This is a genomic window from Haladaptatus sp. T7 (assembly GCF_026008575.1).
Lineage (GTDB): Archaea > Halobacteriota > Halobacteria > Halobacteriales > Haladaptataceae > Haladaptatus > Haladaptatus paucihalophilus.
In genome coordinates this window covers 58,723-77,081 of record NZ_BROP01000011.1, presented here as the reverse complement: position 1 = coordinate 77,081, position 18,359 = coordinate 58,723, and the positions used below count along the sequence as shown (strand labels likewise).

General features: G+C 54.9%; 10 protein-coding genes. 4 read left to right on the top strand and 6 right to left on the bottom strand.

Annotated features, from left to right (window positions below; translation table 11 throughout):
* The first annotated feature begins 156 nt into the window (after positions 1-156).
* From OPC11_RS21325 to OPC11_RS21310, 4 genes are all read left to right on the top strand, one after another.
* Positions 157-477, top strand: coding sequence for a hypothetical protein (locus tag OPC11_RS21325; RefSeq protein ID WP_264783331.1), 321 nt, complete (start codon positions 157-159; stop codon positions 475-477).
* A 228-nt stretch (positions 478-705) separates the two neighbouring features.
* A complete protein-coding gene (locus tag OPC11_RS21320) occupies positions 706-1,635 on the top strand; it encodes a hypothetical protein (RefSeq protein ID WP_264783330.1) in 930 nt (309 codons plus the stop codon).
* 24 nt (positions 1,636-1,659) lie between these two features.
* Complete coding sequence (locus OPC11_RS21315; RefSeq protein ID WP_049917019.1) at positions 1,660-1,974, top strand: hypothetical protein; 315 nt, start codon at positions 1,660-1,662, stop codon at positions 1,972-1,974.
* A gap of 1,018 nt (positions 1,975-2,992) precedes the next feature.
* Positions 2,993-4,315 carry an orc1/cdc6 family replication initiation protein gene (locus OPC11_RS21310; protein ID WP_264783329.1) on the top strand — a complete coding sequence of 441 codons (1,323 nt, stop codon included), beginning with the start codon at positions 2,993-2,995 and terminating at the stop codon, positions 4,313-4,315.
* A 238-nt stretch (positions 4,316-4,553) separates the two neighbouring features.
* Here OPC11_RS21310 and OPC11_RS21305 read toward each other — a convergent pair whose 3' ends face one another.
* The 6 genes from OPC11_RS21305 to OPC11_RS21280 form a co-directional block, all read right to left on the bottom strand.
* The gene (locus OPC11_RS21305) at positions 4,554-10,526 is read right to left on the bottom strand and encodes a hypothetical protein (RefSeq protein WP_264783328.1); all 5,973 of its coding nucleotides are present in this window, start codon (positions 10,524-10,526) and stop codon (positions 4,554-4,556) included.
* Between the two features lie 238 nt (positions 10,527-10,764).
* Positions 10,765-11,406: a hypothetical protein gene (locus OPC11_RS21300; protein ID WP_264783327.1), complete on the bottom strand. Its 642-nt coding sequence runs from the start codon at positions 11,404-11,406 to the stop codon at positions 10,765-10,767.
* 78 nt (positions 11,407-11,484) lie between these two features.
* The gene (locus OPC11_RS21295) at positions 11,485-12,036 is read right to left on the bottom strand and encodes a TATA-box-binding protein C (RefSeq protein WP_264783326.1); all 552 of its coding nucleotides are present in this window, start codon (positions 12,034-12,036) and stop codon (positions 11,485-11,487) included.
* Between the two features lie 79 nt (positions 12,037-12,115).
* On the bottom strand, positions 12,116-14,269 hold the full coding sequence (pglZ, locus tag OPC11_RS21290) for a BREX-5 system phosphatase PglZ (RefSeq protein WP_264783325.1): 2,154 nt from the start codon (positions 14,267-14,269) through the stop codon (positions 12,116-12,118).
* Positions 14,266-17,958, bottom strand: coding sequence for a hypothetical protein (locus OPC11_RS21285; protein WP_264783324.1), 3,693 nt, complete (start codon positions 17,956-17,958; stop codon positions 14,266-14,268). The genes pglZ and OPC11_RS21285 overlap by 4 nt, the downstream gene beginning before the upstream one ends.
* Positions 17,951-18,328, bottom strand: a complete 378-nt coding sequence (locus OPC11_RS21280) for a DUF1788 domain-containing protein (RefSeq protein ID WP_264783323.1) — start codon at positions 18,326-18,328, stop codon at positions 17,951-17,953. The genes OPC11_RS21285 and OPC11_RS21280 overlap by 8 nt, the downstream gene beginning before the upstream one ends.
* Positions 18,329-18,359 lie beyond the last annotated feature (31 nt).

The window sequence follows — 18,359 nt, the reverse complement described above, 5'->3', positions numbered from 1 at the left end:
CTTGGTATCGGTGAGAAAGAAGTCGCCGGCTAAGACACCAACCCCTTCATTTGCGGAGAAGTGGGTCGGGAAGCGCAGGACAGTCGTAATCGAAGGCCCCCTGTTTAACCAACAAAATTAAGCCTCAGAGCCCCATCTGTTGGTTAAAGTGCTCCCATGTCGTACTCAGAACCAGCGACCCCACCCGAGGTTCCCGAAGAAGTAGCGTCCTCACTCGAGGAGTGTAATGCGGAAACGCTCCGGTCTATCGCCAAGTATGCTGATGCACTTGCGGAGTATCGAGAGCGAGAGGCACGGTTGGATGAGGCTGATGACGACGAACCTCAAGAACGCCCTGAGGATCTACCTGAAGACGTCCCTACCAAAGCCACACTGACAGAGAAGGAAATCAACGGGAATCGGTATTACTACTGGCAGTGGAGAGAGGGTGACAAAATCAAATCTCAATACAAGGGGCCAGTGAATCCGAGCGAGTAAAGATTAACCAACAACTGAGGAATACTGGCGTGTCTGTTGGTTAACCGTGTGGACTTGGTGCTGCCGATTCCAGTATCAAAATCTTGCCGTAGGAGGGATGTCTTCCGCGCATTCGCGATATTCAGATTTCGATGGTGACTCGATTCAGAGAGTGACTGAAACGACCGTAGTTAATCTTAAGATTAATATTCAGATTAGATTTAAGTCGGTTCAGTATGTGGAGCCACTATGAGCGACCAATTCACCGAGGCCCTCGATAAAACAGAGGAGGCACAGGAGACCTATGCGAATCAACTCGGAATCAAGCCAGAGCGGATTCCATTCACGGCTGAAACACTTCCTGACGCGAGTATTGCGGTGCGTGCGAATCAAGACCTACTCAATGAAGTCGCGAGTCACATCCTGAATCGAGCAGGCCACATCTCGATCATCGATGAACGGGGCGCTGGGAAATCTCACTTCCGTGATCTCGTTTACGATGCTCTTTCAGATGGCCCTCGGAGCGAGGAGTTCCGAGTCGCTCGAATACGCGAAGTGGAGTCCATCACGACACGTCGCTTCTACACACGCCTTCTCGACGAGCTCAGTGAGTACGATGACCTCGAGATTCCAGAGTCGTACCCTCACGCCACAGACGAAGTTCGACAGATCGTCGAGGAGGTTGCCGACCAGCTCGAGGCCCTCGATATCGCGTGTATTATTCAGGTCGACCAACTCGAGGATGCAGCTCGGAATACACGGACCTTCGAGCAGCTCCTAGCCGCGTTGCAGAGTGTCGGTGACCTCGGAGAAAGTGAACCTGTTTTCATTCTCTTCCTGTTCGGAACAGAGCGTGCTGGTGATCGAATCGACGAACTGCGCGAGACACTCAGTTCACGACTCGTCGCGAAGGATCGGACGCTGGAACGGTTCGGGTTCGCAGAAACAGAAGAACTCATTGCCAGGTGGCTTGCCTGGGCTCGTGAGGAAGAGTACGATTCTGGATATCCGTCCGACCCCTACACGGCGAGTGCCATCGAGACCGTCGTCGAAGTCAGCGATGGCACTCCGCGTAATACTCGACAGAAGTGCTATCACGCCTTCCGAGCTGGCGCGCAGCAATTCGCAGCCGAAAAAGACGTCGAGATTACGGACGAGACGTTAGACGAATATCTTTAATATTAAGCTTAAGAATAAGGACGTATGAGCAACGACAATCCATTCGGCGAAGCGATGGATGACGCAGCGGAGGAAAAAGACCGAGTGGACCAGCAAGGGTCGTCGGACTTCGATACCGAACCCTACTACGACGCACTCAACACTGGCGTGAAGGACCACACGATTGGCGTCTCCGTAAGCGAAGAAATGCATCAGTTTTGGCGTGAACTCCAGGACACGGATGATGTCGACGTCAATCCAGCCCAGTCCATTCGTAATCATCTCGAGAATCTTGCCCATCGCCACCCCGACGTATTCGAACGAGCCATGCGGAAGCTCGAAATCGATCGGGAGATGTGACCGACGCCCTTAACCAACAAGGCTATCGGAAGACGTCTCCGCGTTGGTTAACTGGCGAGAGACTCAAATCGTCTTGTAGTTGGTGACTCGCGGACAGTAAGCATTGACCCTGCAGTGACGTAGAATCCGATGAATTGCATTCTAATCGCCAGGCAGGATGCGGAGGCTCACCTCTATCGACTTGTTCACCGAGATCACGCGTGTACACAGAGTCACCCCTATCGATTTGTTCTGGGGCGTAGCTATGGGCAGTTCGATCTTTGAGGAGAGACATTCCCGAATTACAGGATAGAATTATGAACGCGGAAAGCCTCGCTGGGGAACGGGTTCTGCATATTGCGGTACTGACTTTGGAACCACCCTCTCACCCCTATCGATTTGTTCTTCCGAGAAAGAGGACCACCGGAGCAGTTTGACACCGGTGGAAGTAATGAGAGATATGGTGATCAGGATTTCTCCCCTACATTCTACTCTTTTATAAGATTGCTTTTCGACTATTTCGGGGGACGAGGACGATATAGAACAAATCGATAGGGGAGACTGGTTGAGTTCAGAAGTAAGTCTAAGGACTTGTATTGGGGATGTAGAGGCTGACCACACCCACATTACAGGAACCTGTTTAAGTCAGGAAACGAAGCCAAATCGAACGACTGCAATTGATTAGAACAAATCGATAGGGGTGTGTCTACTCTAGCTAGTCTAGTACTAGAACTAGAAGAAAGAAGAAGAGATAGAGAGGACAACAGCTCAACCAACGAAAGTTCACCTTAGAGGTGGCGACAGCGTGATCAACATTGAGTGACCCCTACCCCTCCTTTGTGGGTAGAACAAATCGATAGGGGTGAGAGGGTGTTGTTCATTTCCCGTGAAGTCGACCAAAGAAAGCCTCCCTAACAAATCGTCGGAGGTCTACGAGCAGAACGCTATAACTCGTTGATTCTATACCGATGAGCCTCATAACGGTAGAAAAGAAATCGACAGGGGAATCTTTTAGTATCCTGATAGAGTGGGGTCGGGTATGCCCACGGATCCTGGTCCCGAGGAAACACCCGAGTCTACGGGTTCTATTAAAGATCTCATCCTCGAGCAGGAAGAAGCCGCGAGTCTCATCAAGAACCGTTCTCTTCTCGAACCGAATGAGATCGTCGACGAGGAACGTATCGTCGGTCGCGACTCCCAACTCACCGACATCACCCAGCATCTTCGCGTCGCGATCAGCAACGAACGTCCCCCGAATCTCTTCCTCTACGGGCCGTCAGGGACTGGGAAATCGCTCATTATCAACGCCGTCTGTTCGAACATCCTCGAACTCTGTGAAAGTCGTGACATCAGATTCGGCGTAATCCAGATGAACTGCCAGAACGTCGGGACTCTCGGCTCAGCCGTTTACGAGCTAGCCCGAAAAGTCGCGAACGACGTCGGAGCGACCGTTGAAGTCCCAGAACACGGTATCCCGAACAAGAAGAAATGGAGAGAACTCTATCGTCTAATTAACGAGCACTACGACACAGTCGTCTTCATCCTCGACGAACTCGATATGCTCGTCGGTCGCCGAGATATGGACGAGCCGGCCTTTTCTCGTCTTCTGTACCAGCTATCTCGTGCTGGGAGCACAGACGAGATCACTGCTCAGGTTTCGGTGACCGCCATCACCAACGACACGAAGATGATGGAAAACGTTGGGAGTCGAGCACTCAGCTCGTTTACACCCGAGGATGTCCACTTCAGCGACTACGACGCCAACCAGCTCCGGGCAATCCTTCGAGCTCGGAAGGACGCATTCCACGAAGGGGCTCTCAGTAACGACGTGATACCTCTAGCAGCAGCGTTTGCTGCTCAAACGAACGGGGACGCACGGAAGGCGATCGACCTCATGCGAACAGCAGGGTCGATCGCTGAGAAAGCAAACGCGGACCAGGTTCGTGAAGAGCACATTCGAGAAGCCCAAGACAAGGTCGAGAAGAACCGTGTTCTGGAGGTAACTCGTGGAATTAGTACCCAGAAGAAGCTCTGTCTCTTCGCGACTGCTGCCGTTGCCCGGGAAACCGGAGGGGCAGCGAAAAGTCCGCTCGGGTATCGAGTGTATCAGTATCTGACGGGGACGCTTGATGCAGATCAGTATCACCAGGAGACGTACGTGAACAAGATGAAGGAACTCACGACCTATTCCTTGGTCGAGACCGAGCGGAAAAGCCAGGGACCGCATTCAGGAAGCTATCTCGAGTTTACGTTTGGAGAGAACCCGAACACCATCATCGAGACACTCCGAGAAGATTCGCGACTGAAGGACGTCAACGTGGACGAACTACGGACCGTCGTGAAGGCTCAGATCAATAAGTAGCTTCTTCTCGGAACAAATCGATAGGGGCGAGGGTGCGGCGACGACCTAGCTCACTCGACATCGAGAACAAGTCGATAGAGGTGTGCCCCAGGTCCTTGGTGGTTTCTCACACAACAAATCGATAGGGGCGTCTGTCTCGCTCCAATCTACGGTATTCTCAGGCACCATTCGTTCTATACTGTCCTCGAAATATGGGATGCGAATGGTGCCGCCCCGCCAGCCTTCTGGCGGAGTCGATTTACGGGTCTACGCTCATATTCATGTAGCCGCCTTTAACGACTTCCTCGAAGGGATCTCCACGAACCAGGGATTCAGCGTCCGACACATCTTCGAGTACTATCTCAGAGACGAACCGCGTCTCTGACGCCCAGTTGGGTGTCCCTGGTTCAGGAACGTGGACGAGCCGAATCACGTACGACCGATCTCCTCGGAGAAATGCCTTGCAGCGACGGTATTCGTTGGTCGTAAGTCGGAAGTGGAACGGTGGGGTACGGCCGCCGACCGCCTTCACCTCGACGGGAACGAACTGGCTGATATCAAATTCTCGCCGTGGACCTGATAATGGACCGAATGGGTCGATTACGTCGAACCCGGGGCCCTGTTCAAGCGTGACGTTACAGAGCCTAACCAGTGGGTGATCTCGAAGCCGCCCATCTCCCAGGTGATCACGCCAGTCGACGATAGATTCTCGCGTTAACCCACCGCCCGACAAGAGCGGTAGTAGTTCCTGGTCCCAGACTCGGTCGAGGTGCCAGTTGTGATCGCCGTTCTGCTGATCGTCGTGCAGCGCACGGAATGTCGAGCGGATCGACCGAATCATCCCGATGGGTTGGTCGTCAAGCCAGCGAGCAGCATCATCCAGAATTGCGACGAGCGTTGCAGCCTCACCTTGCTGACCGCGACCACGATACTGCGTACTCCCACCACCACCGCCACTGCCAGTTGTCCGCGTCGAAGCGCTTTGCACTTCGAACCCTGCATCGAGAAGGCTCTCGGTCGAGAATTGCTGTCCACTCATGGCCGCAGACTGGAGATCAGCAAGTGCGCCGTCCTGGTGGTCGGCAGCGGAGACCGTCGCTTCATCTTCCGGTAACTCTCCCTCCAGAATATACCGTCGCAGCATTGTCTCCAGATTCGCTGTTTCGCTCGCGATAGCTCCGGAAAGTCCCTCGAGGAAGGGAGTGACGACCTGCGACCGGAACCGATCTTCGGGTGAATAGTAGAATAACAGCTCACCGTCTGCGTCCTCATTCTGTAATCGGTCGGGGAGTCGGTCCACCCACTCAACGTGTGACTCCGTCGATAAGGCGCGAAGCCGCGATCGCCACACCTCGACGTCGTTGAGCTCTGCCGTCTCCGTCCGGTCCCAGACGTTCATCACAGCGAGCACACGGACGTAGCCGGACAGAACTGACTGTGGGAAACACGCTGTCGCGTCGAGCACTCTCGCGTTCTTCGCCAGCCAGTCAATTACATCCGATTCGCGGCCGCTGTCGGATTCCAAGATGATCTCCCGCCACGGTCGCCGATCTTCGCCAAAGAGCCGATCGAGAACGAATCTAAGCTCGTGAGGAAGGCTCTCCCGAACGTCGCGAACGAACACTCCCTGGACCGATGTCTCATCTAGAGTAGTGGCTTCATCGCCGCACAAGGCCCGCTTGAAGTCTTGGACAGCGATGTCCTCCTCGCGCTCGATTGCTTCAACGACTTCGTCGACGGTCGGAGTAATCGTGCCGTCGAAGCGCTCAATCAAGGTGACAACAGCGTCAAGCCGTTGTCGGAGGTCTCGACGTCGTCTCGTACCCAGTATTCGTGCGACGTCGTCGACGGGGAAGGTTCGCCGCTGCCATCGCTTCGTGAGTTCTGCTGGTGAGAGATCGCCGTCGAGTGCCTCGCGGAACGTCGCGATTGTCGTCGGTTGTTCGGCAAGCAGCGAGACAGCGTTCGCGAGCCCGTCAAGGGTGAGTCCGTCGTCGAAGGCTGCTGAATTAAACACGAAGGCTTCCTCACCGCTTCGAGGTGCATAGAGCCCCGATTTCGGGGCGTCGAGATCGTCCTCGATCACTTCGGGGAACTGTTCAGCTACTCGCAGCTCCGCGATTGCGGCGTCTAAATCATCTGCAAATTCGCGGATTCGATCCTCACTCCGCTGTTCGAGTGATGCAACGAGGAGCACCATCCGATCACGGAGTGCCGAACGGAATTCGGCGACTGACTCGTCTGTGAATGTCAGCTCGTCCGCATCGAAGATTGGCTTCGACGCGTCGACTCGGGCAATCCCGAGAGCGTTGGTGAGCCGGGTAAACGGCCCTGACGCAGTTCGGGGTAGGAGCCAGTGTCCGCCCTGTTCGACGGCACGGCGTTCCCACGGCTTCGGTGACTGATCCTCGTAGTAGCGACCCTTGTCGGCGTTCTCTGCCAGCCACTCTAGCGACGCAACTTGCCACTCACCGCTACGCTTAATCGGGAGGTGGGACAGGAACGGCAAGTCGACGTCTTCCGCTGCTGGGTCCTCTGCAGGCAACTGGCGCAGAATCGGTTCTAGGAGTGCCGTGTAGGCCGCGTTCCAATCATTATCCCGGTCGTCGGGGATATTGAGAGCGACCGGTTCCTCGTTTGGGCCGTCGACGGCGAGGACTTCGAGGAGCCGGTGCAGGTGCCATGCAGCTTCAGTTGCATCGAACGAACCGACTGGTTTCACACCCAGCTTTCGGAGCAGTTCTTCAGAGAGATCGAGGTCATCCGGATCGATGTGCGGGAAGAGTCGCGAGGCTCTAGCCCCACGCGACCCTGTCTTTACGACTGTGTAGGCAAATCGGGCAGCGTCATCTCCCCAGCGGTCTTGGAGTTCTGGATTCACTGTCACGGTCGCGTCCCAGACTGCCAGTTGGCGAAGCTGCCAGTTCAGGAGCGTCGGGATAGACTTCGACCATCCGTAGCCGTCACGCTGATGACCATGCGTACAGGTCCAACCCGTCTGAAGTATCGACTTGGTGAACTGGCCTTCGTACCGGTGAAGGAGTTCGAGGAGATTCTCTTCGCCGAGCTGCTGAACTGCGTCGAGGTCGTCGAACCAGATCCACGTCGCAAGGAAGATATCTTCGAGGACACCATCTGTCTTGACGTTACATGCGTTCGAGTGCTCGGCTGTCGTCTGGGGGTGTCTGCCCGGCGCGGTGATCCACTGTTGATAGACGTTTCCTGCATCAGCTAGGGAACGCTGGAGTGCGCCAGCGCTCTCTGGAACGCCGTCACCCGCCAGAAAGTCGCCTGCAGACCACTCGACGGGATTCCAGGATGCGTCGCGTTGAGTTCGTGGATGTCCGGACCCATACATCCACACCGTTCGGATATCGGGAAGCACCGAGACACCGAACAACGAGAGTGTTTTCGCGATTCGCTCGTGAGCGTCGTCAGTCTCAAGCGCACCGGCAATCGGAACCCACGCCTCTTCAGTCGGCGCTGGCCACGTCGTACTTGCATCCCCATCGAACGTGTCCCAGTCTTCAGTCGCATCTTCTCCGTGGGCTAGCGCCCGGATACGCTGCCAGTCATCGTCGAGTATTGTTTCCCGGATGGTATGGGTGCCTCCCTCTCGCGGGAGGGTGAGGCGATTATTTCGGAGATTCAGGCGTCGGCGGAGGTTTTGCCGCTGGTCACCTTCTGACCGTGCAACCGCGGATTTCACGTATTCAGTCGGAATAAACGACCCCTCGTCTGTCTGAAGGTCCGTCGACTCGCTCCCGAGTTTGTTGATCTGCTTCGCGAGGAAGTAGAAGTCCAGCGCCTTCACACGCGTCGAGTCATCCATCGCGAATGTATCCAAGAGTTCGCGGAAGTAGCTCGGCGTGCCATCGTAGACACGAACTCCCCACGGTCGACCAGCGAGGTCAAGAACGCGACGGGCCCGTTCGTTCTGTTCGACCGCTCGATCCAAGAAGTAGACTCGGAAACTCGACTTCTCACGCGGTACTTCAGGTGGTTGGGTGTCTCGTTCCGGTGAGTTGACGTCCCAGATGACTGACCGTGTGCGGCTCGTCCCACGCTCGTTCGGATTTGGCCCCGATCGTGCCTCGATGGGAACGAGAAGGGTACTATCCGCCGCATCACTCTCAGAACGTGTTTCTTCGGCGTCGTCACCGACTACTCCGTTCTCGCTCGTGCGACGGCAGGGCAGGAGGTATACGCCCTCCAGGTGCGAGGAGAGCATGTCGAGCGTTGCTGACAGCTCGTCGTCATTCGAGCCAGAGCGAAGTATCGTCTCGACAGTACCGACAAATAGTGCCCGAGCAGTACCGGAGTCACAGACGAGATGTGACGTATCCTGACCGACCATTTGCCTGTCGAGGTGGCTGCCAAGGATTGCGCCCCATGAGCGGGCAATCTCGGTTGAGAACTGTTCTGCATCGTCAATCCAGAGAAGTGCCTCGATTCTCTCCTCCCATGTGGCCGGGACGGAACGACAACCTTCGAGTGTTTTCTTCGTCGGGAAATGACGGTCGACGACAGCGTCGGAAACTGATTCATCAAGCGAATCAGTCACATCGAACAGTGCGAGGAAGCCATCGCGCACGGTGCCGTCCCAGTGCAGAAGCGACTCACCGGGTACAACAGGTGTCGATATCCCATCTTCATCGCTAACTGTGGGAACGCACGGCCGCTCCCGGAGTTCCTCATATACTGCAGCACGGAACCACGTGAGCAAGCTCGCCTGTGAACTCGGGTCGTCCGGGTAGCTCTTCGGTGGTGGCGGGAGGAGGATCCACGGATAGCGGTCGCCAAAGTTGCTCCCTCCTGCTGCCTCGGCAACTCGAGCAACGAGCTCCACTCCTCGTTCGAGGACTGTCTGATTCTCGTCGAGGCTATTGAGACTGAGATCCTTCCGATTTGTCTCGACCGTGAAGTGCCCATGGAGACAGAACGGAAGCGACACGTCCCGTGTATTCTCGATCGGATAGTAGAGGTATAGCGGATATTCCTGTGGCCGCTCTCGTTCAGTTCTCGTCTGCGGAACGAGCAACTGCGTGGATGCGTCGGCGTCAGCAAACCCGAACTGGTCAAACTGCTCGTCCGCGAACGATGCGTCTGTTCCCTCGACAGCCACCGTAACTGTCTCATGACGCACTGTCTCGCTATCGAGTGGCCCAGCGGTACGGTCGACGTCCCATCGCTCCCGGCTTGGTTGCTCCGTGCCGTCGACGCGTTCGAGCAGCAATGACTCGATCCCGCCAAACTGGATGAGCGTTTCGGCTGTCAGCGTTTCACTCGTCGCGCGTTCGCCGTCAGCCTCCTTCGAGAGATACGACCAGAGCCGTTCGGCCCGACCAGCACTATCTCTGTCGGACGATTCAGGCAGTGGAATATCGAACGCCTCGAGGAGGTCGCGCCACTCTGTGTCCTCGTACTCAACGAAAACAGCCGTGCGGAAGGGGTCGCCGTACCATTCGTCGACATCGCCAGTAAGGAGCGCCGACGCCCGGTCAGCAACGGGATCATCTGTCCCAGAAGCGGTCGTCAGGGGAACCGGAAAATCGAATAGCGGGAGCTTGCCGATGTCCTCCCGAGCGTCTTGGGTCAGCTCCTCGGTTCGCTGATCAGCATCCGAAACTGTGGTGAGTGACTGGATCGCTTCGTTCGAGACAGCGCCACGAAGATCGAACCCAGATGTATCGTACCCTAACGACGAGAGCAACGCAGCAGTGACGTACGACCGACTGAGCCTGACGCGAAGCGTTTCGTTTGTAGCACTTTCGTGGCGCGTCCAGATCTCGAATGCATCCCCAGTAGCGAGTATTGACTTCAGGCCCACCCCCTTGTGTCCGATTTCTTGGTCGCTGTTTCCCTTCGAGGATTCACCGATCATCGTGACGGCGTCCTCGACATCTGGGTCGAACATATCGAAGGGGTGGCCGGTGTTCGCGACGAGAACGCCTTCGTCGTACACTCCAACGTAGACGCGGCCACCATCAGTATCTCCAGGGATTGCGTCACGGGCGTTCTGGAGGAGTTCAAGGATTTCTCGCCCTTCGTGACCGCCGGCGATTGCTCGCTCTGCGTTCCCGCTCTTCACCTTGTCTCGGAGGCGTTCAGAAATCGTGCCTGAGGCCGACGCCGCAGAAAAGTCATCGAGGAAATGGTCCCAACGATCGCTCCACCGCTCGAAGAGTTCCGCTTCCGAAAGGTGGTCAACAACCGCTGACTGACTTGCCATGCTATCGACAGAAGCGTAAATCGTTAATAAATGCCATGGAGGCGTTGTCGAGAACTGTGTAGTTGGGACATTGATCCTCCTCAAGGACTGATTACACGGGTCAGACAGCTGCGAACCCCTGTGGTGCGGCCTGAAGATTTCTCACAATGAACTATATGGTCGAATCCATGAAGCTCCCAAATTTACCGTTGACATTGCGGTTCCGCTTGCCAGTTCGGATAGATCCGCTTGTGTTCTCTTACTCGTTCACTGCCACCTGTGTATCCACCCTGAGTACCAGACTTTGAAACTCTGAGTTCGACGAGACACTAATATCTTCACGATATTCATAGTCAGTCCATTCAGCGACGTACTGGCCGACCAAGTTGATTGGCGCTTCCTCACCGCTCTTCGACATCCAGTCTCGTTGCTCTCGCCAGTTCAATTCTCCTTCACCAAATTCGCGCCCTTCGTGAATCCGAAACTCGTCATAAAGCGCTTGACCTGCCGGTGAAGTCCAATAGTTCGAGTCATTTGTTAGAAGAACTGCATAGCCGTATCTACCTTGGTTGGCAACAATCTGCTCTACACGGTTGATATCGCGAAGAAAGCGGTAGTGAGCCCGGTCGTGGGCACCTTGTGTTTTCAACTGAAAGGTTTCCTCAAAAACGGCGTCTTTGACGGTCGCCTGTTTCGTTTTGTATTTCAGCTCGATAGGAATGGTGACATCTCCTCGCCGTACTCCGATGTCGACTCTGACACCCGGCTCTGGGTTCCATTCTAGTCGAACTCGTTCATTACCATACATCTGGGCGAGTTCTGCTCCGAGAGCCAGTTTGAGGTGATCCTCAGAGTGGAAGATTTGCCCAAGCTGACTCAGAGCCCACTCAACGTCGACCATATTTTGCTATGCCTGCCCACCAATGATAATTCCGACCCACGGCATAGGGCTTCTCAGGCTGTTCCCAGGCGTACCTTCTCAAATGAGTTCTAGGTCTTCTAACTTCGATTGAAGCGATTTGAACGCCTGATTATCCTCTTCCTCGCTTCGCCCACCTGTGATCACCACTTTGCCGCTGGCAAACACAAGGAGGACACAACGGGTACCTGATGGTCGGTAAACCAAGCCTGGGAACTGCTCTGGTTCGTATTCTGTTTGTTCCAAACCGAGTCCGATAGTCAATGTATTGAGGTCAATCTCGTGATGGAGGGTCCCGACGCTGACGACGTTTTTTACCTCCAGAGTAGGTTCGTCAACAGTTATCCCGAGGTTTGCGATGAAATCAAGAAACTCTGCATTCACTTGGTGCATCCTCTCGAATTCGTCTCCCCCACGGAGAATGTACTTCCCAGAGGTGTAGAGAATAATCAGTTCTCCATCTTCCTCGAACCGGAAGAACGCAGCATTGTATTTCGGATCGAAGTTAGCCACCGGGAGCTCGGCATCTTCAACGATTTGTTCGATATCGACTTCGATCCCGAGTGTGCCCAACGCTGCTATATTGACGACCTCCAGCTCTTTCTCGGTCATTTGTTAGTGGTTCTTCATAGCTGCAACAAGACTTGAGGTTCTAAACACCGTGGTGAATCGCTCAGGATTGCTCCGGCTACTATTCCTTCTCAATCCGGAGGAAGTTCAGCATACATTCCTGAGGAAGGATCCCGCCGTGGTAATATCTGGCGTCGGTTAGCCCGCTTTTGCTGTTGTACTGCCGAGGTTTGGCGAGCAATCGAACTGACGTGTTCAGATATTCTGTCCCAGGTGTCTGACCCGTGACTCGGACGCCTGTCCCTGCGTCCTCGATATCGTCTCCAGCGATTCGCCGATATTTCACTTCGCCATCGCCGTCGTAACTGGAAATCGATTCCATCGTAGTCCCTTTCGGTAACAGGACGAACCCGTGATCCGTCACGACGTAAATCCGATCCCTGTTCCCGTTCTCAAGTTCCTCAGTGATCAGATCGTAGAGTTCGTCGATGTAATCGGTGAAGTGGCTCTCTGGGTTGTCGAGCTCGTTTTCCCCAATGTCGTCGATATCTTTGTCGTAGTAGGCAATTTGGTTACGCTGCCACCCCGAATCGCTGTCTTCCGGAACGTCCCACCCCTCTCGTTCGAGCACCTTCACTCGATTTCCTTTGTTGTCGAGCCGCTGGCCACCCCGTTCGACAGATAGCTTCCCGTTCCGGAGTTTGATACGGAACCTGTGAGCTCGTCCCGGCGTGAGTGCAGCCATTCCGAACTTGGTTTCCGACGGAAGGGTGCTAACCCTGGTATCTTCGGTGATCGAATAGTCTTCTCGAAGACGGTTAGCCAGCTCCCGAGCTAGGTCTAACCGCAACGCATCGATTAGGAACAGGGCGACTGTCTCCCCTGTTGCGAGCTCATTCTCGTTGTCAGTCCACCACTCGTAGGCAGCGTCTTTCCCTGCCAAAGGAGATCCAGTACTGAACGAACTGATTACGGCCTCACTCATCTCCTCAAGATAGTTCATATACCGCGTCTCTAAGAGCTCGGAGCGAAGCTCGGGGAGTGTTCCCGTCGCCGGGTGAGAGTTGAGAAGTCTATCTTGTTCGGGTTCGCCAGTTATCTCGAGTTCCAGTACACCGTAGTCGATCTTCCAGGTCCCATCATCCTGGGCGGAATACTGGTCGAAGGGGTCGAGCGATTTGGAACGCTCTTCCCAAGCTGAAAACCGTGCTTCCAATTTGGCCACTTGTTCGGCCTGTTTCCAGAGCGTCGTCCACGGAATATCGTCCGGATACACCTCAAGGGCTCGTTGGCGCTCGTTTGCCCTTTCGATACATTTCGTGTACTCCTCCTCTTCTAGTGATTCGAGCCACGCATCCCACAGTGCTGCGTCAAGCGCCCCATCAACTGGACACGCTGCGAGTTCCCAAGCATCGTCGTACGCTCCGATTACGTCTTCCCAGTAGCTCTCGCTTAGATAGCGTTCTGCCAACCGCGTGCTCTGTCGGGTATCGACAATTCGTTTTAGCGGGTTGATGTCGCCGAGAGTGCTACCCACGTTTCCGTATCCCCCGGGGAATGCGTCGACGTCTATTCCTTCGGCGACGAGCCAACGGGCAACAGCCCACTTCCAGACGACGTCCTCGATCTCTTCCGGTGTCTCAGCACTGTCTGCAGGAGCGACGTGCCTGTCTTTCAGTGATTTTTGTACCCGGGCGATCGTCTCGTCATCCTTGTCGATTTCTGGCCATCCACCTTCGAGGAGGTGCTCTAAAATCTGGCCCTCTCCCTTGGTGATGATTTCACCGATTAGATCTCCGTAGCGTGGGATTCCACCGCTCGCAAACTGATTCTTGATTACATTCGCTGCAGTTTCGCGATCAGACTCCGTTCCTCGTTCAACATCGTAGATGTCCCAGGGATTCACTTCATACAGCTCGGCAGTCAGCTGTTCGATCGTGAGTTCGATTTCACCGCCAGTTTCGCGGATGTCTCTGAACCAGTCCCGCTCAATCAGTCCCTCCTCTGCATCTTCGACTGTTTTCGCTTCCGGGATGTACCAGACGTGGGGTGATTCCGGTTCTTTTACTGCGGTTTTCCTCAGTTCGAGAGGGAACCGTTCCGCCTCCGAGAATCCCACTCCAATCTGGTCGGCAGCAGTACGTACGACCTCCCGGAGGTGCCCACCCTCGTCCCACCAGACGACCCGAACAGCCGTTGCGTGTTCATCAGGGAATTCGTCTTCGAGATGGGCTTTCGCTTGGTTTTCGAGTGTCGTAGTCGGTTGCGACTTCATCGGTCTCCCTCCTCTGTGTCGATAACCACGATAGTTCCGTCACCTGGTTCTGTTACCTCTGCCCAGAGCTCGTCGACTGATGGTCCATCGTCCTCTTGCTCATCATCGTCTTCGTCGTCCTCGTCATCGTCTTTTGACTGGAGCTTTGCATCAGCCTGTTTTACCAGCGCTTCTGCTCGAGACGGTCTGACGAGGTCTGGCCCGCTTAGCGCCCGCTTCACCTGCTTCGTAATGAACGCATCCGAGTGTTCCGCCTTGAGTTTCTCGTACCGAGATTCGAGCTGGTCGTAGAGTGACCCGTCTGGTTGGTCCGTAAGTAGCCCGCGTGCTTTCTCAAGCTGGCCAGCTTCGCTGACTGCGTTCCCTGATGCGATATCTGATTCGGAGATGTCTTCCGCGGATGCCGCAATCTCATCGAGTTCTCTGAGCGACTCGAAAGTTACTCCTGAAATCGTCTCGGTGGCGGTATCGATATCCACGATTACATCGTGATCCAGGAACACTTGCTCGACCGCTGAACAGAGGTCCGAGATCGAATCTGCTTCAGGTGTGGTTCCCGTGAGAAGATGATGGAGTTCACTAATCTGTGACGCGCGGAAGTCATGAGCCTCTGTCTGGAGTTTTGTGAGGCTCTCCTTGGACGGGATGCGTGACCCCTCGACGGCGTCCTCCATCTTGTAGGTAATCGCAGCATCAGGGTACAGTGACCGCATCGTCTCGAGTGAACTGTTGAATTCGTCCCAGAGCGGCTCATCGCCCTCGAATAATGGTTCTGCTTTGTGGAACCACTCTGCCTGCGTTGGTACTGGTGATTCAGTCAATACTGCATCGTCAAGTTCGCCACCAGCCATCCCTGGTTCTAAGGCGTCACGAAGCGCATCCAGCGTGATTTCCTCGTCGAATTCGAGATCCACACGAGCACAGGTATTCCGAATGTCCGAACTATTCTTTTCTGCCCAGGATGCAAGATTGGAGAGCCAAGCGGTTGGATCGTTCCCTTGCGGTGCGAATCCTCGGAGTGATTGATAGACCGCCTTTAGATTGCTACTACCCTCAATGTCCACCGGATCGAATCCAATATCGATGTCACGGATATCGGAAAGGCGTATCATTGAACGACCGATCTCACCTGGGTCCTCGATACGGACACCATCGCGTCTGATCTCGATTTTGTTTGCCGCGGCGAGCGTGATCAGAAGCGCGGCGAGTGCTTCGCGTGGCGTACCGAGATATTTCCCACGCCGACCCGCGATTTCTTCGAGGACAGTTTCTCCGCTCACTAATTCCTCACCAGCGTAATCGGTGAGGAATTCCTCAGCCCAGCCATCGCTAATCTCTCTCGGAACTGTCTTGACTCCGAGCGTTTCTGCGTCGTCGGCTGAGAACGGCCACGTACCATTCCCATTGAAGAACTCGAAGAGGGTGCGAGCGTCGTCGACCTCCTGCAGCCGCGTATCGAGCGTCTTCCTGTTCTTGAACTTATCCCTGACAGCATCAGCGAGCACACTATCGATGTTGCTTAGATAGGTCCCTCGCGTCGTGTTATGATCCGGCGTATAGAGCTTCGCTGCATAGAGGAGTTCTTCAATCTCGTCTTCGACAGTCTCCTCCTCTTGTTGTTGCTCGATCCGGAGCTCTGCGCTCGCCCCTGGTTCCAATAACGAATCCAACGCAATCAGATGCCGAATACTTTCGCGAAGCCCCTTCGAAAGCTCAATAACGACAAGAACATCTTCGATCCCCTGCTCACCAGCGTTCGCTTCCTGCCATGTCGTTCGCGACTCTTCTATTGTATCCGAGTCTGCTGCGAGTACTCTGGCAACCACACCATCGAAACGGGGTTCCGGTGATGCATCGACTTGATCTAATACGGTGTAGCGGAACGTGTACGGGGCATCGGAGATTCCGTCGATGTTCCGCGTACGGAGCGAATCATCGGCGGTCAACCGACCACGGTCCGCCTCTCGAAGAAGATCCTCAATATTGTAGCGAACTTGGTGTTTGGGGAGTCCTGCGGCCTCTCGATGGACCTGGTCCCAGAATTCGACGATCTCCTTCGACAGAATTCGGTACGTCTGCGGTTGGACACTCTCGTCAGTTCGGACGAAGTTGTCCTTCATCAGCGCTTCGAGGGCTTCCTCGACCTTGCTTTCGAGCTGATCGATGTCAGTATCTACTGAACCAACCAGAAGTCGCGTGATGTTCTTCTTCGTTGTCGGGACGGCGTCGACCTGGCCAAGGAGATAGAGGACCTTCGCGACGCTCACTCCCATCTCATTAGTCGTGTTCTCGACTTTCTGGATCTGGTCCTTTGCCCACCCCGGAATGTCCGTCGTTTCGCGCTCTATCAAGTCATAGATTTCATCCCACGCAACGACTGCTCCCGGTTCCTTCTGGGCCCAATCGAAGCTCGTGAAGAGAGAACGGACGAGAATCAGCAGTGCGCGTCCCTGAACATACTCCCTGTCCACTTCCAAGTCTTCTTTCTTGAGGCTCTGCATGACCTCACGGAGCAACCAGAGGTCGTGGTCACGGAAGGGGTACGCCTCCAGAGGATCTCCGAGGTCGGTGTATTCGGAAGCGTCTTCAAGCTCTGGTTCGAAATCAGGGGCTCGTTCAAGCAAGTTGTGAACCGTTTCCGTGCCGGAATCTGACTTTCGGAGCCACCGCTTTCTGACGATGATCTCTGTATCGGCACCACTCAACATTACCTCGTTCGTGTACCACGCCTCGTCGTCGACTTCCCCGACGAAATCCTGTTGGTTATCTCGAATTGACCATTGACCTGTCGCGACTATCGGTGGATTAATTCCATCAATGAGTGTCTCTACAGTCTCGATAAACTCTCGATAGCGGTGTTGCTGGTCACCGACGTAGATGGCGACTTCGTCAAGTCCAATGAGGAATTCATACGTCTCGCCCGATTCCTGCAAGTAGCGCTTTGTTCGGTCCAGTCGTTCTACGAGTTCATCGGGCGTGAACGCTTCAGTACTGATCTGGCCCGTGGCTTGCTCGATCGATTCCTTGACGTCCTCTTCCGTAGCGTAGGGCGTTCCATCAGTCTCGTCCATCTCGGGAAGAGCTTCATAGAGCCAAGGACGAAGCGCAGCCTTGTCTTGTGCAGCTTCCTGCAGCGACATACCGTTGTGCTCTACTGAGTGCACGGCCTCCCAGAGCCCGTGCTCGATTTCTAAGGTCCATACCCATTCGAGTAACCAGAGCGGGTCAGTCGGGTAGTTGAGTTGATTCCCCAGCTCCTCGTAGATCAGGAGCGAGAGCGTCGAGTCACGAACCTTGTCCCGGTCGAGGAGATTCATGAACAGGGGAACAAGGTGGTCAATGTGGGACGAATTGAGTCGGTCTCTGAATTCCTTGAACCCGGAGAATTGACTCGAAAGCTTCGGGGCGACGGTTTCGAGTCCCTCAATCTCACCAGTCGCGATTCCGATTAGCTTCAGGAGGTGTGTTTTCCCGGATCCGAAGGTGGCATGGACGTACCGGAACCGTGGCTGTGATCCTGTGCTGTTGACGATCTCTCCAAGTTCTGTGAGGACCTTTCGAGCGCTATCAGTCTCGTAGAACTCGTCGATGTCGCGTTCGGCTTGGCCGACTTCGTTGACTTTCTGTACTTCTTCGAGTTCTCGCGTCGGCGAGCGAGCAAACAGGGATTCAAGTGTTGTATCAGTCATCGAGATACACCTCAGTGATTTTCTCGTCAATTCGGTGGGCTGGGTAGTAGTGGCGAGCGTCCTCGTTGAAGAAACTCAATTTCCCTCCTCTAATCGAACCAGGAAACGGGATTCCGATTGTGGTATTCACGTTTCGGCGATCCATCTCGTCGAGCAACTCTGAGGCCCGAGTAAACGGGTAGAGGCTCCCAAGGTTCACTAGCAGGAGGATGTGTTGCTGTGCGTTCTCGCCCTTGAGTTGTTCATCGACGAGCTTCCCGATGAGTTCATCAGCCAGACTCGTTTCGAGCGTCTCCGTCACTCCTTTCGTCGTGGTCCGCTCGAGAGGTCCGAGATCGAGTGTGGTCTCGAAAACGCGTGTCTCAGGCATCAAGTGGTCTAATCGAACACACTCGACAGTG